We start from the raw sequence: 24,508 nt of genomic DNA, 5'->3' as shown, positions 1-24,508 counted from the left end.
TCAATGGTAGTGGTACCAGCCAGTAACCGCGCGCAAAATCGTGCTTTCCGTGATTGAACTATCACCCCGGAACGGCCCGCCTCCCCGGGCCCAACCGCGCCGCCCTCAGAGCGGGAATTTGCCGGACAGCTCAAGGCTCCCTGCGCAGGTCCAGGCCTCCAGCCGTTCCTGGTCGGTCGGGCCGCCGTCAAGCGGGCTGGTCAGCCGGGGCCGGCGGACCCAGCAGCCGGCTTCCTCGGCAATCAATGCCCCTGCCGAGAAGTCGTGCTCGTTGAGCCCCCGCTCGCCGAACGCGTCGTGCGTGCCGTCCGCCACCAGGCACAGGTCCAGGGCAGCGGAGCCCAGGCGACGGACGTCAGCGAAGCCCTCCATCAGTTCGACGAATTGCGCTGCCTGCTCTGAACGGACCTGGGGGTCGTAGTTGAATCCGGTGGCAAGGATCCGGCCCTTGCGCCCCAGGACCGGCCCCTCAAGCCGGGTCAGGGCGCCGTTTTCCTCCAGCCAGGCACCTTGGCCGCGGGCAGCGTAGTAGACGCGGCCCAGCGCAGGGGCGTTGACGACGCCGGCCAGCCAGACGCCGTCGGCATCGGCCACTGCCACCGAGGTGCCGTAGTAAACGATGTTCCGGATGAAGTTGGTGGTGCCGTCCAGCGGATCGATGGACCACCGGTACCCGGTGGGGGCCTCCGGCCGGGTGGTGCCGTGTTCCTCGCCGGTGATGCTGTCGTTAGGGCGGGCCGCTGCAATGACCCCGCGCACCGCGTTCTCGGCGGCGACATCAAAGGCGGTGACCCAGTCGCCGGCCTCGCCTTTGTTGCTGACGTCCAGCGTGTCGCCGTTTCTCGTGGCGAGGACCCGCGCTCCTGCCGCGGCAGCGTCCTTTGCGATAGCAAGAAGCTCGTCTGCAGCAGCCCCCGTGCCTGAAAACGCCCCGGCGCCGGTCATGCGCTTTCCTCCACTGTGTCAGCTTCCTCAGTCCTGCCCGTTGTCCCGTCCGCCAGCGCTTCCGGACCACCCGCGAGCAACTGCCGGAAGCCGTCCTCATCCAGCACGGGAATGCCCAGCTGTTCGGCCTTGTCCAACTTGGTGCCGGCGCTCTCGCCGGCCACCACGTAGCTGGTGTTCTTTGAGACCGAACCCGCAGCCTTCCCGCCCCGGGCCAGGATGGCTTCCTTCGCTTCGTCCCGGCTGAAGTTGGGCAGCGAGCCGGTGACCACCACCGTGAACCCCTCCAGGGTCCGCGGCATGGATTCGTCGCGTTCGTCCTCCATCCGGACGCCGGCCGCTGCCCAGCGGTCGACGATGTCCCGGTGCCAGTCCTCCGCGAACCATTCCTTGAGTGCAGCGGCGATGGTGGGTCCCACGCCATCAACATGGGCGAGTTCCTCCTCGGAGGCTGCCCGGATGGCGTCCATGGTGCCGAAGGCCTGCGCAAGCGCCCGGGAAGCCCGCGGGCCCACGTGCCGGATGGACAGCGCCACCAGGACGCGCCACAGCGGCTGGGTCTTCGCCTTTTCCAGCTCCTTGAACAGCTTTTCCGTGGTGGCAGTAGGCTTCGACGGCGACTTTGCCATGCCCTTGCTGTAGAAGTAGGGCACCAGCTCGTATTCACCCGTTCCCACACCCTTGGACCGCTTCTCGCGCCGGATCCTCACACCGGCCAGCGCATCAGGGGTCAGGTCGAAGAGGCCTGCTTCAGAAGTGAGCGGCGGAACTTCCGGCTCGGCCGGCTGGGTCAACGCGATGGCGGCTTCCCAGCCCAGGGCCTCGATGTCGAAGGCGCCCCGGCCGGCGAGGTGGAACACGCGCTCGCGGAGCTGCGAAGGGCAGGACTTTGCGTTGGGGCACCGGATGTCCACATCCCCTTCCTTGGCGGGGGCCAGCGGTGTCCCGCAGGAGGGGCATTCGGTGGGCATAACGAAGTCCCGGACGGGCGGATCCTGCTGGTCGCGCAGTGCCAGGACCGGGCCTACGATTTCGGGGATGACGTCGCCGGCCTTGCGCAGGATGACGATGTCGCCGATCTTCACGCCCTTGGCTTTGACCACGTCCTGGTTGTGCAGTGTTGCCATTTCCACGGTGGAGCCGGCTACCTTGACCGGTTCCATCATCCCGAACGGCGTAACGCGGCCGGTCCGGCCAACGTTGACCAGGATGTCCAGCAGCTTGGTGTGCACCTCCTCCGGCGGGTACTTGTAGGCGACGGCCCAGCGCGGTACCCGGGTTGTGTAGCCGAGGGCGCGCTGGGTGGCGAAGTCGTCCACCTTGATCACGATGCCGTCGATTTCGTGGAGCAGTTTGTGGCGCTGTTCGCCGTACCGCTTGATGAAGGCCAGGACGTCTTCCCGGCGTTCCAGCACCTCAAAATACGGGCTGACGGGAAGGCCCCATCCCTTGAGCAGCGCGTAGGTTTCAGACTGGCTCCGCGCCTCAAGCCCCTCCCGGGCGCCGATGCCGTGCACGAACATCTTCAACGGCCGCTTGGCCGTCTCGGCCGGATCCTTCTGCCGGAGGGAACCCGCTGCCGCGTTCCGCGGGTTGGCCAGCGGCGCCTTGCCGGCTTCGATAAGTGCTTCATTGAATTCGGCGAATGCCTTGGAGGGGATAAAGACCTCACCCCGTACTTCCATTTCCGAGGGGAAGCCGCCGCCGCTCAGTTGCTGCGGGATCTCCTTGATGGTGAGCACGTTGTGGGTGATGTCCTCGCCCGTGGTTCCGTCGCCGCGCGTGGCAGCACGCACCAGCTTTCCATCCCGGTACAACAGGTTGACTGCCAGGCCGTCAATCTTGAGCTCGGTGAGCCAGGCGGCTTTGGCCGAGCCGTCACCGATTTTTTCGATGCTTGCCTCTGCCCTGTTCAGCCAGGCTTCCAGTTCGTCGAGGGAAAAGACATCCTCGAGGCTGTACATGCGCTGCAGGTGTTCCACCGCCGCGAAGGCAGCCGAGACTTCCCCGCCCACCTCCTGGGTGGGTGAATCGTTGGACACAAGTTCCGGGTGGAGCGCCTCGATCTCTTCAAGGCGGCGGAAGAGTTCGTCGAATTCGGCGTCCGGGACCAGGGGTGCGTCTTCCTGGTAGTACGCGAACCGGTACTTCCTGACCAGGTCCGCCAGGTTCTCGTATTCCTCGCGGATGGATTCTGAAGGGGTGGCGTCCGGACCGTTGGGTTCGGTGGTCCGGGTGGCTGTCTTTTCTGCGGGGCCTGGTCCTGTACTCACAGACCTATCTTGCCTTACGGGCAGTCAGTGTGCCCGGAGGCGGTTCCTGCCCCACCAGGCGAAGGCGACGCCCGCCGCTCCCAGCAGCAGGACGCCGGCGATGATCGGCAGGGGCGCTGGATTATCCGAGCGGGGACCACCAACCTGGGTAACGGCGGCCACCTGCGTGGCTTTGGCGGACCTGGTAACGGGAGTGGTCCAGTTGGATGCGCCGGCGGCAGTCCCGTTCGACGGCGGAGTGCCGGGGGCCGGTGCGGTGGTCTCCGGGGCCGCCTGGTTGGAATCGGCCTTTTCCGGCACTGTAGCCGCGGCAGGGGCGGCTGGAGCGGGAACAGTTACGGCCGGAGGCGCATCAGGCGCCGCGGGCTGATTGGGGGCCTCCGGTGCCCGTGCTGAAGGCTGGCCGGGCGGGGCTGCCGGTTCCTTCGCCTTCCGCGGCCGCTCCGTCTCCGGAGGTGGCATCTCTTCCCCGAGGACGGGCAGGCACAGAAGCTGGCATCCGGCAGGAGCCTGCGTGGATGTTGTGGTGCCGGCTGAGGGTTCCGAAGAATCAGCGGCTGCGGGCCCGCCCGGAAAGAGTCCAACGGAAATCGCCAGAACCGCTGCTGATGCCGTCGTCGAGACAACTCGGAGAACCCGTGGGGACGGAGTCATTGCTACCTTTCGATGCGCGCAGTCCCCCCGCCGCGGCTTTCTGGTGTCCCCGGTAGTCTTCTACAACACGTCCGAGGGCGGCAAATCCATCGAATGTGGCCCTCCGGCTACAAATAGTTCAGGCCTTGTTGTTGTCTCAGGAGGTCGCTGCAGCGGCCGGGGGGAACCGGGCATCGACCACAATCGCAGTGATATTGTCCCTTCCGCCGCTGCGCAGCGCCGCTTGGATGAGGGAATCCACGGCATCTTGGGGATGGTGCACTGTGCTGATGATCCTGAATATCTCGTCGTCCGAAAGTTCGCCGGTGAGCCCGTCCGAACAGACGAGGATCCGGTCGTCTTCCTCGATCGGCAGAAGCCAGTAATCCGCCTCGGTCTCGTCTCCGGTGCCAAGCGCACGGGTCACGACATGACGCCTCGGGTGAGTGGTGGCCTGCTCTGGAGTAATTTCACCCGCATCCACGAGTTCCTGGACCTCGGAGTGGTCTACCGTGATCTGCTCGAGGCAGCCACCGCTAAGCCGATAGGTGCGGGAGTCGCCGATGTTCATTACCAGCCAGTACGGCACACCCAGCTGTTCCATGATGGCCGCTCCGGTGAGGGTAGTCCCCGCAACTGCGCCAATTGCCGCACGAATGGAGCTGTCAGCGCGCACCAAATACTGCTGAAGAAGGGAGGCGGTGACACTCCGCTCACCTGTGGCCACCTGGGGGATAGCCCTCAGGGCTTGAACGCAGAGGGAGCTGGCAACCTCACCTGCCTCGTGGCCGCCCATCCCGTCAGCAACGGCGAAGACGGGGTCCGTGGCAATGAAGGAATCCTCGTTCAGCTCCCGGCGCAGTCCCCGGTCGGTCCCATGACCGCTGGTAAGGATGAGGCCCGGCCGGGATGCGGCGGAAAGACTGGCCGTTGGGTGATTCATGCGTGTCCCTAGGTAGGAGGTTCAGTCTCGGAAACGATGGGTTATTTGCACCGCGGGACAGCACTGGTTCGCCACCGGCAAAGTTCGCGATGCTAGTCGAGGACGAGCCCCTTGCCCAGCCCGCGCTCAAGCCGCACGGGACGGATTTCACCGAAACCGCGGACGTTCTCCGGCGGCTGGGGCACCATGACGAACCGTTCATCGTGTTCAAGAGCGGAGGCGGTCATGGAGTCAACCAGCACGGTTCCCGGATCAGCGAGGGTGGTAAGCCGGGCGGCAAGGTTCACGGTGGGCCCGTAGATGTCCCCCAGCCGGGACAGGATCCTGCCCCACACCATGGCCACCCGTGCTTCCGGCAGGATTTCATCCTCAGTGAACGCCTGGGCGAGCGCCAGCGAGATCTCCGCGCCGGCTGCGGGCGTTTCGGCAATGTAGAGGACTTCGTCTCCCACAGTCTTGACCAGGCGGCCGCCGCCGACGGAAATGATTTCGGCGCACTTGTTTTCGAAGCGCTGGACCAGGCGGGCCAGCGTCTTTTCGTTCATGCGGCGGGACAGGCTGGTGTAGGAAACGAGGTCGGCGAAGCCAACGGCACGCGCCAGCGGCAGCGGCGCGTCGTCTTCGTCCCCTTCACGGCCCTCTTCACTTGCCTGCAGGCCGGCCTCGGCGCGGACGGCGAGCCGCTGGACGCCGGCGTTAAGCTGCCGCCGCCAGGAGTAAACGAGCATTTCTTCGAGCGCGTCCACCAAGGCGGGAAGTTCATTGACCAGGCGTTTGCGCGCCACGGCGTCGGTGACGCCCTGCTCGTGGACCATGTCCTCCACGAGGGCCTCAATCTGCCAGACCACCATGCGGTCCGTCATCTGGCCGATGGAACGCGTGACTGAGATGGCCGCTTCCTCGGTGAGCTTGCCGGAGCGGACCAGGTCCACCACGGTGGACAAGGCCGCCTGGTCGCGTTCGGTGAAGGCGACGTCTTCATCGCCAAAGTTGGGAAAGCCCAGTGCGCGCCAGAGTTTGCGCGCGGACAGGAGCGACAGTCCGGCCCCGGCAGCAACTTCACGACGGCGGAGCTTGCGTTCCCCACCCAACAACCGGGCCTCGAGCGCCTTCATTGCCAGCCGCTCGGCGGACAGGGTGCCGGTGGCAGGGTGGGGATCCGCCGCGGGCGCGGGCGCGATGGATTCGACGCGTTCCTGCTGGTCCTCATCGGTCATCCCGTCCACCTTCTCTCATTTCCCACGGCAAAGCTTCGGCAGGATTGTGCATTGTTCCGCCCGGTTGGGCATCACGTTCGTCCGGCAATTCCTCGATGGCATCGAGGATGAATTCCCGGAACCTGGCAATCTCTGGCACGTCCTGAAATGTCACCACGCCCTGGTACCCGGTTTCCAAGGATATATTCCCGGAGCGCAGGAGGCGTTGCAGCACCGACTCGTGGACAGTCAGGTTCCGGACCGAGGCCAGGTTGACCTGCTGGTCCCGCCGCTTCAGCCTGCCGTACCTGGCCACCATCCTTCGACTGGTAAGGGTGTACCGCGTGCTGTGCCAGCGCAGCAGCCTGGGCAGGCAATAGCCCAGCCATACCCAAGCTGCGGCCGCGATGCAGCCGCCTACCAGCCAGGGCGTCCACTGTGCGGCGAGGAATGGCATATGGCGGCGCGCCTCGCCGCGGATGATCCAGGCGGAAGCAAACGCCGCCAGCGCCGGGGACACAATAAAGGCCAGCGCGGCTCCTGCCAGCTTCCTCGGCTGCGGGCGCGTGGTGACAATCACCTGTTCACCCGGAACGAGGTCTTTACGCATAACCGCCTTGGCCGGCGTCATCGGGGGAAGACCAGGGGCGCAGGTGCACAACGTCCCCGGCAGTAACCACATGCTCCCGCGACTCCCTGTCCACCACCAACAGTGACCCGTAGTCGTCAAGGCGCGAGGCGTGGCCGATAATTTCGTGGTCGCCGGGAAGCTGCGCACGGACCTGCTTGCCCAGGGTGGCCATGGCGGCTTCCACCCGCTTGTGCAGGGAGGGTCCGCCGGCCATGCCGGCCGCCGGGTCGCCGTCGGCGTTGCAGAAGCTGCGGTACAGGCGGGCGAAGTGCGAGAGATAGCTTTTCAGCAGCAGGGTGCGGTCTGCCGTCTGTGCGCCCTCGAGCGCAACCGAGGTGGCGGTGGGCACCGGCAGCTCTGCCTCGGACAGGGTGACGTTCAGGCCCGTACCCAGGATGACCGGGGGCACGGTCCCGTCCACCATGGGACCCAGCTGTGCCAGGATGCCGGCGATCTTCCGGCCGCGTACCAGGACGTCGTTGGGCCATTTCAGTTCGGCGGGAAGGCCGGCCGTTTCCAGGAGGGTTTCGCGCAGGGCCAGCGCCGCGATCAGCGAGAGCCACGAGTAGCTCTGGGTGGGCAGCGGCCTGCCTTCGGCATTCGCAGGACGCAGGACCACCGAGACCGAAACCGAGCTCAGCGGCGGCGCTTCCCAATGCCTGTCCAGGCGGCCGCGCGCAGCGGTCTGGTACTCGGCGGTCAGGACTGAAAGGTCCGGCCAGGCCTGCGGCTCCACGGTGACAGAGCGAAGGAGGTCGGCATTGGTGGACCCGGTGGAGTCCACCACCTCGATCCTCGGGATGCCGGTTGCGGACAGGAAGCGCTGGTCATCCAGATCCTTTCGGTTCAAAGGGGTGCCCGGGTTATGTGCGTCATCCATGCCTAAATCCTAGCGAGCTAAACCTGCCCAGGAGGAGCGCTCTCCTGCCCTGCCCCCGCCCGCCGCGCGCGGGGCACCGCTGCGGCCCTACAGGAAGATGTCCGGAACCAGCACATCCTCGGGCGCCCCGAGGCTGTAGGGATGGAAATCAGTCACGCCGGACCCTGCCAGGACCTGCTCGTCCGTATAGAAATTGCCGCTGGGCGCGCCGCCCGAAGAAAGGTTGCTGCCGGTGAGGATGGCATGGGCGGCATCCGCCATGATCTGGGGTCCTCGGGCCGCCTGGGCCATCACCTCGCCGTGCGGCATGTTCCGGATGGCGGCGGTGTCAATCAGCGTGCACGGCCACAGCGAGTTGACGCTGATCCCGTCCGCCTTGAGTTCCTCCGCGAGCCCAAGGGTGGTCAGACTCATGCCGTACTTCGCCATGGTGTAGGCCAGATGCTTACCTGCCCAGTACGGATCGAGGTTCAGGGGCGGTGAGAGGGTAAGGATCCGCCCCCGCCCGGATGCCCGCAGCGCAGGCAGTGCAAGCTTGGAGAGCAGGAACGTACCGCGCACGTTAATGTCCTGCATCAGGTCGTACTTTTTCATGTCCATGTCATCGGTCCGGGACAGGTCAATGGCTGACGCGTTGTTAATAACGACGTCGATGCCGCCGAAGCGCTCCACTGCGGCTGCCACGGCACGGGCAACGTCCTCGTCCCGGCGCACATCGCCCACCAGCGGCAGCGCCTGGCCACCGGCGTCCACCAACTCCTGGGCCGCCGTGTAAACGGTGCCGGCCAGCTTGGGGTGCGGCTCACCCGTCTTGGCCATCAGGACGATGTTGGCCCCGTCCCGGGCGGCCCGGCCGGCAATGGCCAGCCCTATGCCGCGGCTTCCGCCGGACATAAGAATGGTCTGCCCCTTGAGGGAACCTGTGGCCCGGTAGGGGCTTGCAGGGGCATGCAAAGCGTCGTTGCTTGAAGTCATGGGAACACTGTAACGCAACTAAGTTACCGACGAGTAACAATATGTTTTAGGCGGGGGCACGGCAGAAAATTGTAGGTTCCCTACAGCTGCCGGTGCCCAAAGCGTCACTAGACTTGCCAGCAGGGTTCGTCTTTTGTGTGGAAGCTACTTAAGCTCCGGCAAGACTTAGCCCGCCAGCAACCAGAGCGCCACAGAACCAACCTGCAACAGAGCCGGAGACACTTGATGAGCCACGATCTGACCACGACAGCGGGAAAGATTGCCGATTTCCGCGACCGCCAGGCCCGTGCCGAACAACCCTCCGGCCCCGAAGCCATCGAAAAGCAGCATGCGCGAGGCAAGAACACTGCGCGCGAGCGCATCGGCCTTCTGCTGGATGAAGACTCCTTCGTCGAGTTCGACGCCCTGGCCGTGCACCGTTCCACCGCGTTCGGCATGGACAAGAAAAAGCCCCTTGGCGACGGCCTGGTGTCCGGCTACGGCACCGTGGACGGCCGCCTGGTAGCCGTGTACAGCCAGGACTTTTCGGTCTACGGCGGCTCGCTGAGCCAGGTCAACGGGGAAAAAATCGTCAAGGTGCAGGAGTTCGCCCTGCGCAGCGGCTGCCCGGTGGTGGGCATCCTGGACGGGGGCGGCGCACGCATCCAGGAAGGGGTCGCTTCGCTGGCAATGTTCGCGGACATCTTCCGCAACAACGTCCACGCTTCCGGCGTTGTCCCGCAGATTTCGCTGATTATGGGGCCCTCCGCCGGCGGGGCGGCCTACTCCCCCGCACTCACGGACTACGTAGTCATGGTGGACAAGACCTCGCACATGTTCATCACCGGCCCCGACGTCATCAAGACGGTCACCGGCGAGGACGTGGACATGGAGACACTGGGTGGGGCCCGCCAGCACAACGCCACCACCGGCACATCCACCTACCTTGCCTCCGACGAAAGTGATGCCATCGAGTTCGTCCGCGAACTGCTGGATTTCCTGCCCTCCAATAACCTTTCCGAGGCGCCGGTGCTGGAGCACCAGCAGGAACTGGAGGTCGACGGCGACGACCTCGCCCTGGACACACTGATCCCGGATTCCGCCAACCAGCCCTACGACATGCGCACCGTTGTTGAACAGGTCGTGGACGACGGGCACTTCCTGGAGATGCAGGCGCTGTACGCACCCAACGTCATGATTGGCTACGGCCGGGTGGAAGGCCACACGGTTGGCATCGTCGCAAACCAGCCGCTGCAGTTCGCCGGAACGCTGGACATCGCGGCCTCGGAGAAGGCTGCCCGCTTCGTCCGCCACTGCGACGCCTTCAACATCCCCATCATCACGCTGGTGGACGTGCCGGGCTTCCTGCCGGGCAAGGACCAGGAGTTCCAGGGCATCATCCGCCGCGGCGCAAAACTGCTGTACGCCTACGCCGAGGCCACGGTCCCCAAGCTCACGGTCATTACCCGCAAGGCCTACGGTGGCGCCTACATCGTGATGGGTTCCAAGAAGCTCGGCGCGGACCTGAACCTGGCCTGGCCTACGGCCCAGATCGGTGTCATGGGCGCCCAGGGTGCTGTCAATATCCTTTACCGCCGCGATCTCGTGGCAGTGGCGGAAGCCGGGGGAGACGTCGAGGCCCGGCGCGCGGAGGTCATCCGCCAGTACGAGGAGGAACTCCTCAACCCCTACCAGGCAGCCCAGCTGGGCTACGTTGACGCCGTCATCGCACCGTCCGACACACGGGTGCAGATCATCAAGGGGCTGCGCGCCCTGCGTGACAAACGTGCCAGCCTCCCCACCAAGAAGCACGGAAACATCCCGCTATGATCCCCACCCGCCCCCTACCTTCGCACGCTCAGGCCGGGGCCCTCGCCGGCGTGGGCCCTGCAGATGACCAGCCTGACGAAAGCAACGCACCCGCCGCTCCGCTGCTCTCTGTTGTTAAAGGGCAGCCGAGCGCCGAGGAACTCGCGGCGCTGACCGCCGTCGTACTGTCACTGGGCGGTGCGGCGCCTGCCCCGGCCAACACGCCGACAGTCCGTCACTGGGTGCGCCGGCAGCAGCTGCGCCTTGCCCCCACCCCGGGGCCCGGCGCATGGAAGCGCAGCCGGGGCTGAGCCTCCCCCACCGCCTCCCTAACCTCCTTTCGGAACCTTCAGGGCCCCGTTAGTCTCGGAGGGTGACTACCGACACCGCTCCTGCCGCCCGCCCGAAGACCCGCATAGACGCCGTCGCCGACGAGTACACTGACACCCTCATCCGGCTCAACCCGTCGTTCGCCACCACCTTGGGCCTGCCCGGGCACGAAACCGAGTACCAGGATTTCTCCCCGGCGGGCATCGCGGAGTTCGCCGAAGCCGCGCGGAAGGCCCTGTCCGATCTTCAGGGCCTGGCGCCCGGGGACGACGTTGATGCTGTCACCCTGGATGCGATGCAGGAGCGCCTGGGCCTGCAACTGCTGATCCACGCCTCCGGCTGGGAGTACGCCGACCTGAACAACATCGCCTCCCCCGCCCAGGACATCCGGGCGATCTTCGACCTCATGCCCACGGCCACCAACCAGGACTGGGCGCACATCGCAGGCCGCGCCCACAACGTCCCAGGTGCCATCGCCGGGTACATCGATTCCCTCAGGCAGGCTCGTGACTCCGGCCGCGTGTCCGCCGCGCGCCAGGTCAACATCGTCATCGAGCAGGTTACGAAATACGCAGCCGAGGACGGCTTCTTCGCGAAGCTGGCCGCCGGAGCCGCCACCGAGGAGGGACCGCTGGCCGGAGACGTCCGGCAAAAGCTCCAGGCGGGCTCCGTCGCAGCACGCCGTGCGTATACAGAACTGGCGGAGTTCCTCCAGACGGAACTGCTTCCCGCGGCGCCCGAAAAAGACGCCGTGGGCCGGGCACGCTACGCCCTGGCCTCCCGCTCCTTCCTCGGGGCCACAGTGGACCTGGAGGAGACATACGCCTGGGGCGTGGACGAACTGGACCGCCTGATCGCCGAACAGGAGAAGGTGGCCGCCACCATCAAAGCCGGCGCCAGCATCGCCGAGGCCAAGGAAATCCTCAATAACGATCCTGCCCGCCAACTGAAGGGCACTGAGGCACTGCGCGAATGGATGCAGGAAATTTCCGACAAGGCCGTGGCCGAACTCGCCGGCGTGCATTTCGACATCCCGGACGTCATGAAGAAGCTGGAATGCCTGATCGCCCCCACCGATGAGGGCGGCATCTACTACACGGGGCCATCGGACGACTTCAGCCGGCCGGGCCGCATGTGGTGGTCCGTACCGGCAGGTGAAGACACCTTCACCACCTGGGCAGAGACCACCACCGTGTACCACGAGGGCGTCCCCGGCCACCACCTCCAGGTGGCCACCGCCACCTACCGGCGGGAAGTGCTCAACAAGTGGCGGCGGAACGTTTGCTGGACCTCCGGGCACGGCGAAGGCTGGGCACTCTACGCCGAGAAACTGATGCAGGAACTGGGCTACCTGAACGACCCCGGCGACCACATGGGGATGCTCGACATGCAGCGGATGCGGGCAGCACGCGTGGTGTTCGACATCGGCGTCCACCTGGAACTCGAGGTTCCGGAGCGCTGGGGGTCCGGAACCTGGACGCCCGAGAAAGGCTACGGATTCCTGAAGCAGAACCTTCCCATCAGCGAAGGGCAGCTCAACTTCGAATTCACCCGCTACCTCGGCTGGCCCGGCCAGGCACCCTCCTACAAGGTGGGGCAGCGCCTGTGGGAACAGATTCGCGCCGAACTCGAGGCCCGGCCCGGGTTCGACCTCAAGGAATTCCACACCAAGGCACTGAACATCGGATCCGTCGGACTGGACACCCTGAGGCGGGCGCTGCTGGCATGAGCTTCTGGTCCCCTTGCGGCCACTTTGAGCGAGATATATGCCACACTCCTGCCGGGAATAAGTAATAAAGCTGGCTGAAACCGTTGATTTGACGCGGAATTTTCTCGGGCGCCGGAACTTTGGGTGCGTAATATTTCTCAATGTTCGTTCGTCGTGATATGTGCGGTGCCCCTACCGTATTCTGGTGAGCACTCAGACAAGCACCCCCTCCTCCGCAGGAAAGACCGGCTTCCAGCTCCCCACGTGGGCTGGTTCGTTCGGCTTCCAGATCATCGCCGCCCTTATCGTCGGCCTCGGACTCGGCCTGCTGGCAAAGTACACCGGCAGCACAAAGGCCAGCCCCAACGCCCTCGGCGCCACGTTGCAGACCATCGGCTCCAGCTACGTGTCCCTGCTGCAGACCGCCGTCGTTCCCCTGATCTTCACCGCGGTCGTCAGCTCCATCTCCAACCTTCGCCAGGTGTCCAACGCGGCGAAGCTGGCATGGAACACGCTGCTGTGGTTTGCCATCACTTCGCTGATCGCCGTGCTGATCGGCATCGGCCTGGGCGTCCTCCTGCAGCCCGGCTCCAACACGGGGATCACGGGTGAAGGCGAAGCGCCGAGCAAGGTGGGTGACTGGTGGGCCTTCCTGATTGGGCTGTTCCCCAGGAACTTCCTCGGCCTGGGTGCCAGCTCCACCGTGGCCGAGTCCGGTGCAGTCACCACTTCCGTCAGCTTCAACGTCCTGCAGATCCTCGTGATCGCCATCGCCGTTGGCGTCGCCGCCCTCAAGGTGGGGAAGGCAGCAGAACCTTTCCTGACGCTCAACGCCTCGGCCCTGGCCGTCATCCAGAAGGTCCTCTGGTGGATCATCCGCATCGCTCCGCTGGGCACCGTTGGCCTGATCGGCAACGCGGTAGCCGTCTACGGCTGGGACACCATTGGATCCCTGGGCAAGTTCACTTTCGCCATCTACGTTGGCCTCGCCCTGGTGATCTTCGGGGTCTACCCCATCCTGGTCCGCGCCCACGGCCTCTCCGTGAAGCAGTACTTCTCAGGGGTCTGGCCTGCCGTCCAGCTGGCCTTCGTCTCCCGTTCCTCCGTTGGCACGCTGCCGCTCACGCAGCGGGTCACCGAACGCAGCCTGGGCGTCCCCCGTGCCTACGCCTCCTTCGCCGTGCCGCTGGGCGCCACCACCAAAATGGACGGCTGCGCCGCCATCTACCCGGCCATCTCCGCCATCTTTGTGGCCCAGTTCTTCGGCATCCAGCTCGACTTCAGCCAGTACTTGCTGATCGCCCTGGTATCCGTCCTGGGTTCCGCGGCAACTGCCGGAACCACCGGCGCCGTCGTTATGCTCACGCTGACCCTTTCCACGCTGGGACTGCCGCTGGCCGGCGTTGGCCTCCTGCTGGCCATCGACCCGATCCTGGACATGGGCCGTACCGCGGTGAACGTCGCGGGCCAGGCCCTGGTCCCCACCATCGTGGCCAAGCGCCAGGGCATCCTGGACGAGTCGCTGTACAACGCACCCCGCAACGGCACGCCGTTCGTGGATGACAGTGACGCAGCGGCCGCGCCGTCGGACGGAACCACCACCGACACCGCACCCCGCGAACTGCAGGATGCGAAGGCCTAGCAGCCGCACTTGATTGAAGGAAGTCCCCGGGAGATCCCGGGGACTTCCTTTGCGTTTGCGGCTTTACCAGCCAAGCTTGCCCAGAGTGCAAAATTGCACATAGTGTAAGAGCATGCCCATGCCATCCCCAATCGACGCCCCGGGGGCACCCGCTGCCCCCTCCCGGCGGGAGCTGAACAAGGCCGCCACGCGCCAGGCGATCACCGATGCAGCTCTCGGACTCCTCCGTGCCAAGGGCCCCGGAAATTTCACGGTCGAGGACATCGCCGACGCAGCAGGGATCTCCCGCCGGACGTTCTTCAACTACTTCAGCAGCACTGATGCAGCCCTGGCCTCCATCACCCACGCCTTCCTGGACAATGCCATCCAGCAACTGAGGCTCCGGCCGGCAGATGAACCGGTACTGGAGTCAGCCCAGGCTGCCCTGATGGCCCTCGCCGACCCGAAGGCGGTGGCTCCGCTCGCGGAACTGTTCACGTTGACCCAGCAGAGCCCGCTCATGTCTCATACCGAACTTGAAGCGTGGGACCACTGCAGGGCGCAGGTCTTTGCCGTGGCGCGTGAACGGGTAGCGGACACGCCCGGGGAGCAGGATGACCTGTATGTCCACGCCCTGGCCGGTTCAGTCATCTCCTGCGGCAAGGCTGCCATGGAGGTCTGGTTCAGCCGCCGTGGGCCGGACCTCTCGACGGCATCCCTCACCGAGCTGCGGCAACTGCTCATCGACGCCATGGCACTACTGGGCGCCGGCTTCAACAGCCCGCGGAACACTACCGCCGAGCAGCATCCCGCCGCAGCACAGACGGCCCCCACCACGCCTTCAGATTCCCGCTCCTCCTGATCAGATCGGTTCCCCCACATGGCACTGCTCCTATACCGACTTGGCAAGTTCTCCTACCGCCGGCGCTGGCTGGTCATCTCGCTGTGGCTGGCGGCCCTTGTGGCAGTGGGCGGCTCCGCCGCCGCGTTCCACGGCACCCTCTCCAACAACTTCCAGATCCCGGGCACGGAGACCCAACGGATTGCGGACAAGCTGAAAGAGGAGCTTCCATCTGCCTCCGGCGGTACCGCGACGATTGTTTTCGAAGCGCCCGAAGGCGGCTTCACCGAAGAAGGCCGCACCGCCGTCACGGATGCGCTCCGGAAACTTGAGACCCTGCCGGACGTCCGCGGCACGGTGGACCCGTTCGCCACCCAGGCCCAGGTGGACCAGGCAGGCCAGGCCGTTGCCGCCGGCGGGCAGCAGCTCGCGGCCGGCGAGGCCCAGCTGGCTGCCTCCCGGGCGGAGCTTGAGGCCGGCAAGGCACAGCTCGCCGCAGCGGAACAGCAGCTCGGTGCCGCCGGAGCCCCGGCAGCCCTGGTCGAAGCGCAGCTCGGACAGCAAAAGACCACGCTCGCGGAAGGAGAGGCCCGCCTCGAGGCCGGAACAAAGGAGCTGGAGGCCAACAAGGCAGAGCTTGAGCTGGGCAAGCGCCAGGCGGACGCCTCCTCTGCCATCCGGTTCGTTTCCGGGGACGGACGCGCGGCCGTGGCACAGGTGCAGTTCAACACCTCCATCAACGGCCTGAGCCCGGAGGTCCGCCAGCAGGTCCAGGACATAGCGCATGAAACATCCGCATCGGGTGTCACGGCCCTGGCCAGCAAGGAGATCACCGAGGACATCTCCGAGCTCTTCGGCGCAGCCGAGATTATTGGCATCGCCGTGGCGGCCCTGGTCCTGATCATTATGCTGGGCACCCTCATCGCCGCCGGGCTGCCACTGCTGATGGCGGTAGTAGGCGTGGGCGTCGGCGTGGGCATCACGTTTGCGCTGTCCGGCCTTTTCGATATGAGTTCCATTTCCCCCATGCTGGCCCTCATGCTCGGCCTGGCCGTGGGAATCGACTACTCCCTGTTCATCGTGAACCGGCACCGGACCCAGTTCCTTGCGGGAATGGACCCGGAAGAATCGGTGGCGCGCGCCACCGGCACCTCAGGCAACGCGGTGGTCTTCGCCGGCCTCACCGTCATCATCGCGCTGGCCGCGCTGGTGGTCCCCGGCCTTCCGTTCCTCACCGTAATGGGCCTCGCCGCCGCCGGAACCGTGGCGGTGGCGGTACTCGTGGCCATCACCCTCACACCGGCAATGCTGTCCCTCATCGGCAGGCGCATCATTTCCCGGCGCGCCTGGGCCAAGGCTGAGGCGCACAACGCACAGCCCGGCCATGAGGCTGAAGACGAGGCCACGGACCGCAAACACAGCACCCGCGGCTGGGGCGGCCTGGTTACCCGGCACCCCGTCCTGGCCCTGATCGCCGGCGTCGCCCTGCTCGGCACCCTGGCACTGCCCGCCACCCAACTGCAGCTTGCCCTTCCCGATGGCGGTTCCGAGCCGGTGGAGTCCGAGGCCTACCAGGCCTACGACCTGACCGCCCGCAGCTTCGGGGAAGGCGTCACCGGGCCCATCGTGGCCGTGGGTGAGTTCCCCGCCAACCTGGACGAAGCGCAGGCCCAGACCCTGCAGTACGACGTGGCTGACAAGCTGCGGGCAGTGGACAACGTGGTGGCTGCCGTCCCCGTCGCCCTGAGTGAGGACCGCCGGACCGCCGTCTTCCAGGTCATTCCCGAGGAAGGACCGGCGAGCGCCAGCACCGTCCAGGTGGTGTCCGAACTGCGCGGCCTGAACGACGAGATCCAGTCCGAATACAACGTGGCGATGGGCCTGACGGGGCAGACCGCCGGGAACGTGGATGTCTCCACCAAGCTCGGTGACGCCCTGCCGCCCTACCTGGCGATCGTCGTCGGCCTTTCCCTCATCCTGCTGCTGCTCGTTTTCCGCTCCATCGTGGTGCCGCTGCTGGCCACGGGCGGCTTCCTGCTCTCCCTCGCCGCCGCTTTCGGTGCCGTGGTGGCCGTGTACCAGTGGGGCTGGCTGGGCAACGTCTTCGGTGTCGCCAACCCCGGCGCGGTGCTGAGCTTCCTGCCCATCATCCTGATCGGCGTGCTGTTCGGCCTTGCCATGGACTACCAGGTGTTCATCGCCTCCGGCATGCGTGAGGCCTACATGCACGGCTCGTCCGCCAAGGAGGCCGTGCGGCTTGGCTTCCGCCATGCCGCCGCCGTGGTGACTGCGGCCGCGATCATCATGGTGAGCGTGTTCGCCGGCTTCATCTTCAGCCACCTCACCATGGTCCGGCCGCTGGGCTTCGCGATGGCGTTCGGTGTGCTGCTCGATGCCTTCGTGGTCCGCATGACCATCGTCCCGGCCGTGATGTACCTGCTCGGCGAAAAGTCCTGGTGGCTGCCGCGCTGGCTGGACCGGATCCTGCCGGACGTGGATGTGGAAGGGGCCAGGCTCAACCGGACCGAGTCCGCTCCGGCCGCCGCGGAACTGGTCCACCAGGCCGGACCGGTCCACTAGGCTGGAGCCGTGGTCCGCCTGATTCTTGCCTCCCAGTCCCCCGCCCGCACCAAGCTCCTGGCCGAGGCCGGCATCAGGCACTCGGTCCTGGTTTCGGACGTTGACGAGGCTGCCGTCCAGGCACACTACGGAATCACCGATCCGCACGACACGGCGCTGCTGCTGGCCCGGGCCAAGGCTGAAGCGGTGGCGGCGCTGCCCGAGGCCGAGGGGGCGCTGGTACTGGGCTGCGACTCCGTCTTCGAGTTCGACGGCGAGGCGCACGGCAAACCGTACACCGCCGCCGTCGCCCGGGAGCGCATGCTCCGGATGAGCGGCAACGCCGGGGTACTGCACACGGGGCACTGGCTGGTGGACTGCCGGGACACGGATCCCGACGACGGCGGCGAAGCCGGCTCCGGCGCAACGCTGGGGGCGGTCGCCTCCGCCGAGGTCTCCTTCCTGGAGATGGAACCTGACGAAATCGACGCCTACATCGCTACCGGCGAGCCGCTGCACTGCGCCGGGTCCTTCACGATTGACGGCCTGGGCGGGGCCTTCATCCACAAGGTCGACGGCGACCCGCACGCCGTCGTCGGGCTTTCCGTCTCTACCCTCCGGGGCCTGCTCGCGTCCGCGAACGTGCGCATTACAGACCTGTGGGCGTCGCAATAAAAGCTCCTTTTTTCGGCGCGACTTGTAGCTTCCCTACAAACCCTTGGCCGTTTACACGCGGATTCCGCAAGTAATATCGGCGGAACCCTCAAAACCGCGCTAGGCTCCCTGAAGGAAAGAAGGAGACGCCTTGTCAGCAAATTTGGAGCAGTCCGCACGTCCCACCCAGTCGAACCTCACAAAGGTGCTGATCGCAAACCGCGGTGAAATCGCCGTGCGCATCATCCGCGCAGCACGTGATGAAGGAATCACCTCGGTGGCCGTCTACGCAGACCCGGACCGCGACGCCCTGCATGTCCGCCTTGCTGACGAGGCCTACGCCCTGGGCGGCAACACCGCCGCCGAGTCCTACCTGCTGATGGACAAAATCATCGACGCCGCCCGCGAGTCGGGCGCGGACGCCATCCACCCCGGCTACGGCTTCCTGGCCGAAAACGCCCAGTTCGCCGCCCGGGTTATCGAGGCCGGCATCACCTGGATCGGCCCTTCCCCGGAAGCCATCTCGGCCCTCGGCGACAAGGTCCAGGCACGCCACATTGCCGAAAAGGTAGGCGCTCCCCTGGTGCCAGGCACCGCAGATCCGGTTGAGTCCGCCGAGGAAATCCTGGACTTCGTGGACCGGCACGGACTGCCCATCGCCATTAAAGCGGCGTTCGGCGGCGGTGGCCGCGGCATCAAGGTGGCGCGCAACCGGGAGGAAATCCCCGAACTCTTCGAGTCCGCCGTCCGTGAAGCCACTGCCGCCTTCGGCCGCGGTGAGTGCTTCATCGAGCGCTTCCTGGATGCCCCGCGCCACGTGGAAACGCAGTGCCTCGCCGACGCGTACGGCAACGTGGTGGTGGTGTCAACGCGTGACTGCTCCCTGCAGCGCCGCAACCAGAAACTGGTGGAGGAAGCCCCCGCCCCCTTCCTGACTGAGGACCAGAACCGCCGCCTTTACGAATCCTCCAAGGCCATCCTCAAGGAGGCCGGTTACCTTGGCGCCGGCACGTGTGAGTTCCTGGTGGGCCAGGACGGCACCATCTCCTTCCTCGAAGTGAACACCCGCCTCCAGGTGGAGCACTGTGTCTCCGAGGAAGTCACCGGAATCGACCTGGTCCGGGAACAGTTCCGGCTGGCCCGCGGTGAGGAACTCGGCTACGGAGACCCCGAGGTACGCGGCCACTCCTTCGAGTTCCGCATCACCGGTGAGGATCCGGGCCGGAACTTCATGCCCGCTCCGGGCACCGTCCGTGTCCTGAAAAACCCCACCGGGCCCGGCATCCGCATTGATTCCGGCATCGAGCAGGGTGATGTGATCAGCGGCAACTTCGACTCCATGCTGTCCAAGCTCATTGTCACCGGAGCCAGCCGGCAGCAGGCGCTGGAACGGTCCCGCCGGGCGTTGGAGGAAATGGTGGTGGAGGGCATCCCCACCGTCATCCCCTTCGACCTTGCAGTTGTTACCGATCCTGCGTTCGCTCCGGCCGAGGGCCCGTTCACGGTACACACCCGCTGGATCGAAACCGAATTCGTCAACAACCTGCCCTCCTGGGTCCCGGACGGCGCCGCCGACGCCGATGAAGCCGCCGAGGACCGCCAGCGCGTGGTGGTCGAGGTAGGCGGGAAGCGCCTTGAAGTGGTGCTGCCGGCGTCCCTGGGGTCCCTCGGAAGCGGGGCTCCCACAGCGGCCAAGTCCGGCAAGTCCAAGAAACGGGCACGCTCCGGCGGCCCGGCAGCTGCCACCGGAAACGCCCTCACCTCCCCCATGCAGGGCACCATCGTCAAGGTTGCCGTGGCTGACGGTGACGTGGTGGCCGAGGGAGACCTGGTGGTGGTCCTGGAGGCCATGAAGATGGAACAGCCATTGACCGCACACCGGTCCGGCACCATCACCGGCCTCAACGCTGAATCCGGCGAAACGGTGTCCGCCGGCGCCGTCATTGCCACCATCGAAGACTAGCCAGGCCCGGAGGCCCCCATGCTCGCACCCAGCTTTCAGGAAGAAGTGGACCGCTACCACCTGGCGGTACCCGAAATCACCCAGGGCAACCCTGCGCCCATCAAGGAGCTGTATTCGCAGCTCGACGACGTCACCCTTGCGAACCCGTTCGGCGGCGTCGCGCGGGGCTGGGCCCAGGTGGAAGCCCGGCTTGACCAGGCGGCCCGGCAGTTCCAGGACGGGGAGATGCTCGGCTTCGACACCATCACGTCCTACACCGCCCGGGACACCGCCTACCTGGTTGAGACGGAACACTTCCGTGCCCGCCTGGACGGTGGCGCTGTGGAGGAGTTCGCGCTCCGCGTGACCAGCATTTTCCGGCGCGAGGAAGGCTACTGGAAGCTCGTGCACCGGCATGCCGATCCGGCCGCCCGGCCCCAGTCCCGCCGTTCCCTGACCCAGCCCGCCACCAGCTGACCGGCAGCCCGGTTCCAGCGACCGCCCGGGCTGCTGACAGGGCGCCCCGGAAAAGGCACACTTAGCGGATGAAGCCTTTCCTGCTCCTGGCCTCCCGTGCCGAGGACGCCGCCGCCGAGGACGAGTACGCCGCCTACCTCCGGTACGGCGGCCTGGAGCAGAGGGAGCTGCACAGGGTCCGCCTGGAGGCAGCCCCGCTGCCCGGCATAGAGCTCTCCGACTACTCAGGCGTGATCGTAGGCGGCAGCCCTTTCACCTCCAGCGACCCGGTATCGCAGAAGACCCAGGTGCAACGCCGGGTGGAACGCGAACTGTCAGTGCTCCTGGACGAGCTGGTGGCGCGGGACTTCCCGTTCCTGGGTGCCTGCTACGGCGTGGGAACCCTTGGCACCCACCAGGGCGCCGTCATCGACCGTACCTACGGCGAACCGCTGGGCGGCGTGGAGATCGAGCTGACGGAGGAAGGCCTTGCGGACCCTGTCTTGAAGGGGATGCCCCCGACCTTTACGGCTTTCACCGGGCACAAGGAGGCCTGCAGCACGCTCCCGACACATGCAGTGCTGCTGGCCCGGTCCGCTCCCTGCCCGGTTCAGATGTTCAGGATCCGGAGCAACCTGTACGCCACACAGTTCCATCCCGAACTGGACGTTGATGGCCTGGTCACCCGCATCGACATCTACCGGCATGCAGGCTACTTCCCGCCGGAGTCCGCGGAGGAGCTGATGGACAACGCCCGGCAGTTCACCGTCACGGAGCCCATGAACGTGCTCCGGAACTTCGTGGCCACCCACGCCAGGTGACGCGTCGGACGGTCGAAGCCGCCGCCGTCGTCCCTTCCCGCCCGCTTACTCCGCCGAAGGACACAAAAATGCCCGGCGCACTCCCCTGTTGACGGGGAACGCGCCGGGCACCTTAGCCACTAACCGGGCTGGAGCGCACGACCGGAATATCAGGCCACGTTGTTGTCGTAGTCGGTGTCTTTCGTTTCGCGTGTCATCCACAAGGCGATGAACGTCAGCACTGCGGCGGCGGCCATGTAGAGGCCCACCAGCCAAGTGCTTCCGCCCGCAGCCTGCCACAGGGCAATGGCAACGAACGACGCCGGAGCCGCACCGATCACGCTGGACAGGTTGTAGGCGACGGCCGAGCCGGTGTAACGGACATTGGCCGGGAAAAGCTCCGGGAGGATCGCGGCCATCGGTCCAAATGTCAGTCCCATCAGCGTGAAGCCCACAATGAGTCCGATGATGGCGGCGGCCGTGCCGGGGCCGAACATGGTGAACCAGAGGAGCCCGAAGACGAAGATCCCGGCCGTGACAGAGAGCAGGAATTTGCGGCGACCCCATTTTTCGGCCAGTGGGCCGGAGACGAGGGTGAAGATGCCGAAGAAAACGACGCCAAGGATCAGCATCCAGAGGAAGTCACCGCGGGGAATGCCGAGTCCCGGGACGAACCCCGCGATTTCCGCAGCTGACATCGGCTTTCCGGCCTTCTCAGCGGCCGCCTGTGCCGCCTCCACGCTGGCTGGCTTAGTGCCGTACGTCAGGGTGAAGGAGGTCATCACGTAGAACAGGACGTAGGTAGCAAACATGATGAAGGTTCCGGCCAGCACTGGGCGCCAGTGGTTCCTGAAGGTGGCAGTAAAGGGGACCTTGGCAACCTTTTCCTCGGTCAGGACCTTCTGGAAGGAGAGGCTCTCAACGAGCTTCAGCCGAACGTAGAGGCCCACGATGACCAGAACCGCGCTCAGGAGGAACGGGACGCGCCAGCCCCAGTCCAGGAAGGCCTCGGGGGACAGCGCGAAATTGAGCCAGATGAACAACAGGTTGGCGAGGATGAAGCCGATGGGTGCGCCAAGCTGCGGGAACGTTCCGTAGACGGCCCGCTTGCCCTTCGGGGCGTTTTCCGTGGCCAGCAGCGCAGCGCCGGACCACTCCCCGCCCAGGGCCAGGCCCTGGGCGAACCGTAGGACCACGAGCATCAGGGGCGCCAGGATAGCCCAGCCAGGCAACGATGCCGTGGGCAGCAGGCCGATAAGGAAGGTGGCGATGCCCATGGTTAACAGCGATGCAACCAGGGTGCCCTTGCGGCCGAACTTGTCACCGAAGTGGCCGAACAGGACGGAACCCACGGGACGGGCGATGAAGGCGACACCGAAGATGGCAAAAGAGCTCAACAGAGCGTTGATTTCCGTGGCCTCGGGGAAAAAGAGCCGCGGGAACACCAGTACGGACGCTGTGGCATAGATATAGAAATCGTAAAACTCGATGGTGGTGCCAATGAGGCTGGCGAAGATGACCTTGCCCTTGGAGTTCAACGGCTTTGCGGCGCCTGGCTCCGTGGTTGTATCGGTGGATGACATAGGTAAACGCTTTCGCTAGAACCGGCCGGACGCCGGCATTGCGCCCGGCTCGAAATAGTTAGAGTTCGATATTAGTTCCCGCCGTCCAGTCAATGGACGAATGGTCCAGTATTCGGACCTGTGCGGTGTGTCTCACTTTTGGCCCCTATCCCTGCCTAACGACAGCGAAACGGCGCCGATAGGCAAATGTCACAGCGCGTTAACACACGGCGTCGGTCCGCGAAACGCGCCTTACCTACCTTGGAGGAACAACATCCCCCGAAGGAGGTAACCCGTGACTGTTGACCGCACCGCTGATGCCGGCACCGGCAATTCCCTGGACCTTGACGATTCAAAAGGCCCGGAGACCGTTGCCGCATCCGCCAGCGCGCAGCCCGGCTCTACCCGCGCCACAGACTCTCCCGCCCTTGAATTCCGCCCCGGCCGCTGGATCGCCAACTGGGATGCCGAGAACAAGGAACAGTGGGAATCCGCCGGCCGCTCCATTGCCCGCCGCAACCTGAACTGGTCCATCTTCGCCGAATTCCTCGGCTTCGTGGTGTGGCAGCTCTGGTCCATCGTGGTGGTCCAGCTGCCCGCTGCAGGATTCACCTTCACCACCTCGGAAATCTTCTGGCTCATCTCGATGCCCAGCCTTGTGGGTGCCACCCTCCGCATCCCCTACACCTTTATGGTCCCCCGCTTCGGCGGCCGCAACTGGACCATCGTGTCCGCCCTGCTGCTCCTGATCCCCTCGGTTGGCCTGGCACTGTGTGTCTCCAACCCGGAAACGCCGTTTGGCGTCATGCTGCTCGTAGCCGCCCTGGCCGGCTTCGGCGGCGGCAACTTCGCCAGCTCCATGGCAAACATCACGTTCTTCTACCCGGCCCGTGAAAAGGGCTGGGCACTGGGCCTGAACGCCGCCGGCGGAAACATGGGAGCCGCCGTCGCACAGCTCGCCGTGCCCATTGCCATCACGCTGCTGGCCGCAGGAAGCGTCAACCTGCCCATGGCCGGCTGGATGTGGGTTCCGCTGATCCTGCTCGCAGCCTTCGGCGCCTTCAAGTTCATGGACAACCTCACGAGCGCCAAGGGCGACATTGCCGGCTCGGTTGCGGCGCTCAAGGAACCGCACCTGTGGATCATGGCGCTGCTCTACATCGGCACGTTCGGCTCCTTCATCGGCTTCGCCGGCGTGTTCCCGAAGCTCATCAAGGACTACTTCCCCGAATTTTCCTCGATCGGCGTCGGAACCGTAGCCCTGTCGCTCGCCTTCCTGGGCCCCCTGGTGGGTTCCCTGGCCCGGCCCTACGGCGGACGCATGGCAGACCGGATGGGCGGAGCACGCATGACAGTGGCTGCCTTCGCCTCCATGGCTGTCATCACCCTGACCATGGTCTGGACCCTGCCGCTGAAGAACTTCTGGCTCTTCCTGGTCCTGTTCCTGATGCTCTTCACCGCCAGCGGCTTCGGAAACGGTGCTACCTACCGCATGATCCCGGTCATCTTCGCCACCTCAAGCCGGGCTGCCCGCAACGGGGCAAGCTCGGTGGCCACCCAGCGACTGGCTTCCTCCGCCCTCGGCCTGATCTCGGCGATCGGCGCCTACGGCGGGTTCGTTATCCCGCAGGTGCTGAACGCGTCCAACTCCGCCAGCGGTTCCTACACACCGGCCTTCTACGGCTTCGTTGGGGCGTACGTCCTGATGCTGGCTGTCTGCTGGTTCTGCTACATCCGCAACGCCAACCGAAATGCGATGGGACACGTCTAA

Annotated in this window: 20 protein-coding genes; 11 read left to right on the top strand and 9 right to left on the bottom strand. The window is 65.7% G+C overall.

Annotated elements, in window-relative coordinates; all coding sequences use genetic code 11:
- Positions 1-105: 105 nt before the first annotated feature.
- From NXY83_RS06910 to NXY83_RS06875, 8 genes are all read right to left on the bottom strand, one after another.
- Positions 106-945 (bottom strand): inositol monophosphatase family protein, encoded by an 840-nt coding sequence (locus NXY83_RS06910; RefSeq protein WP_258805347.1) that lies wholly within the window; start codon positions 943-945, stop codon positions 106-108.
- A complete protein-coding gene (gene ligA, locus NXY83_RS06905) occupies positions 942-3,218 on the bottom strand; it encodes an NAD-dependent DNA ligase LigA (protein WP_258805346.1) in 2,277 nt (758 codons plus the stop codon). The genes NXY83_RS06910 and ligA overlap by 4 nt, the downstream gene beginning before the upstream one ends.
- Positions 3,219-3,242: 24 nt before the next feature.
- Positions 3,243-3,680, bottom strand: a complete 438-nt coding sequence (locus NXY83_RS06900; RefSeq protein WP_258805345.1) for a hypothetical protein — start codon at positions 3,678-3,680, stop codon at positions 3,243-3,245.
- A 328-nt stretch (positions 3,681-4,008) separates the two neighbouring features.
- The gene (locus NXY83_RS06895; protein ID WP_258805344.1) at positions 4,009-4,794 is read right to left on the bottom strand and encodes a PP2C family protein-serine/threonine phosphatase; all 786 of its coding nucleotides are present in this window, start codon (positions 4,792-4,794) and stop codon (positions 4,009-4,011) included.
- Positions 4,795-4,886: 92 nt separating this feature from the next.
- Complete coding sequence (locus NXY83_RS06890) at positions 4,887-6,011, bottom strand: adenylate/guanylate cyclase domain-containing protein (protein ID WP_258805342.1); 1,125 nt, start codon at positions 6,009-6,011, stop codon at positions 4,887-4,889.
- Positions 6,001-6,600 (bottom strand): PH domain-containing protein, encoded by a 600-nt coding sequence (locus NXY83_RS06885; RefSeq protein ID WP_258805341.1) that lies wholly within the window; start codon positions 6,598-6,600, stop codon positions 6,001-6,003. The genes NXY83_RS06890 and NXY83_RS06885 overlap by 11 nt, the downstream gene beginning before the upstream one ends.
- The gene (locus tag NXY83_RS06880) at positions 6,593-7,501 is read right to left on the bottom strand and encodes a biotin--[acetyl-CoA-carboxylase] ligase (RefSeq protein ID WP_258805340.1); all 909 of its coding nucleotides are present in this window, start codon (positions 7,499-7,501) and stop codon (positions 6,593-6,595) included. Before NXY83_RS06880 ends, NXY83_RS06885 begins: the two co-directional genes overlap by 8 nt.
- 87 nt (positions 7,502-7,588) lie before the next feature.
- Positions 7,589-8,476: an SDR family oxidoreductase gene (locus tag NXY83_RS06875; RefSeq protein WP_258805339.1), complete on the bottom strand. Its 888-nt coding sequence runs from the start codon at positions 8,474-8,476 to the stop codon at positions 7,589-7,591.
- Between the two features lie 225 nt (positions 8,477-8,701).
- On the opposite strand from NXY83_RS06875, the gene NXY83_RS06870 reads away from it, so the two are divergent.
- The 10 genes from NXY83_RS06870 to NXY83_RS06825 all read left to right on the top strand — a co-directional run bounded on the left by NXY83_RS06870 (position 8,702) and on the right by NXY83_RS06825 (position 21,196).
- Positions 8,702-10,285 (top strand): acyl-CoA carboxylase subunit beta, encoded by a 1,584-nt coding sequence (locus NXY83_RS06870; RefSeq protein WP_258805338.1) that lies wholly within the window; start codon positions 8,702-8,704, stop codon positions 10,283-10,285.
- A complete protein-coding gene (locus NXY83_RS20890; protein WP_309484125.1) occupies positions 10,282-10,575 on the top strand; it encodes an acyl-CoA carboxylase subunit epsilon in 294 nt (97 codons plus the stop codon). The genes NXY83_RS06870 and NXY83_RS20890 overlap by 4 nt, the downstream gene beginning before the upstream one ends.
- 62 nt (positions 10,576-10,637) lie before the next feature.
- On the top strand, positions 10,638-12,323 hold the full coding sequence (locus NXY83_RS06860; protein WP_258805337.1) for a DUF885 domain-containing protein: 1,686 nt from the start codon (positions 10,638-10,640) through the stop codon (positions 12,321-12,323).
- A 184-nt stretch (positions 12,324-12,507) separates the two neighbouring features.
- Complete coding sequence (locus NXY83_RS06855; RefSeq protein ID WP_258805336.1) at positions 12,508-13,944, top strand: dicarboxylate/amino acid:cation symporter; 1,437 nt, start codon at positions 12,508-12,510, stop codon at positions 13,942-13,944.
- Positions 13,945-14,056: 112 nt separating this feature from the next.
- Positions 14,057-14,785, top strand: a complete 729-nt coding sequence (locus NXY83_RS06850) for a TetR/AcrR family transcriptional regulator (RefSeq protein WP_397427570.1) — start codon at positions 14,057-14,059, stop codon at positions 14,783-14,785.
- An 18-nt stretch (positions 14,786-14,803) separates the two neighbouring features.
- Positions 14,804-17,344, top strand: coding sequence for an MMPL family transporter (locus NXY83_RS06845; RefSeq protein ID WP_258805334.1), 2,541 nt, complete (start codon positions 14,804-14,806; stop codon positions 17,342-17,344).
- A 9-nt stretch (positions 17,345-17,353) separates the two neighbouring features.
- The gene (locus NXY83_RS06840) at positions 17,354-17,998 is read left to right on the top strand and encodes a Maf family protein (protein ID WP_258805333.1); all 645 of its coding nucleotides are present in this window, start codon (positions 17,354-17,356) and stop codon (positions 17,996-17,998) included.
- A gap of 130 nt (positions 17,999-18,128) precedes the next feature.
- Positions 18,129-19,940 (top strand): acetyl/propionyl/methylcrotonyl-CoA carboxylase subunit alpha, encoded by a 1,812-nt coding sequence (locus NXY83_RS06835; RefSeq protein ID WP_258805332.1) that lies wholly within the window; start codon positions 18,129-18,131, stop codon positions 19,938-19,940.
- An 18-nt stretch (positions 19,941-19,958) separates the two neighbouring features.
- On the top strand, positions 19,959-20,396 hold the full coding sequence (locus NXY83_RS06830) for a YybH family protein (protein ID WP_258805331.1): 438 nt from the start codon (positions 19,959-19,961) through the stop codon (positions 20,394-20,396).
- Positions 20,397-20,464: 68 nt separating this feature from the next.
- Entirely contained in the window at positions 20,465-21,196 is a 732-nt protein-coding gene (locus tag NXY83_RS06825) for a glutamine amidotransferase (RefSeq protein ID WP_258805330.1), read from the top strand.
- A gap of 149 nt (positions 21,197-21,345) precedes the next feature.
- Here the strand turns inward: NXY83_RS06825 and NXY83_RS06820 are convergent, their stop codons facing one another.
- Complete coding sequence (locus tag NXY83_RS06820; protein WP_258805329.1) at positions 21,346-22,758, bottom strand: MFS transporter; 1,413 nt, start codon at positions 22,756-22,758, stop codon at positions 21,346-21,348.
- 274 nt (positions 22,759-23,032) lie between these two features.
- On the opposite strand from NXY83_RS06820, the gene NXY83_RS06815 reads away from it, so the two are divergent.
- A complete protein-coding gene (locus NXY83_RS06815) occupies positions 23,033-24,508 on the top strand; it encodes an MFS transporter (protein ID WP_258805328.1) in 1,476 nt (491 codons plus the stop codon).

The organism is Pseudarthrobacter sp. NS4, assembly GCF_024758005.1.
Taxonomy (GTDB): domain Bacteria; phylum Actinomycetota; class Actinomycetes; order Actinomycetales; family Micrococcaceae; genus Arthrobacter.
Note: the sequence above shows the minus strand (reverse complement) of the source record. Positions and strands in the feature narration are given on the sequence as shown.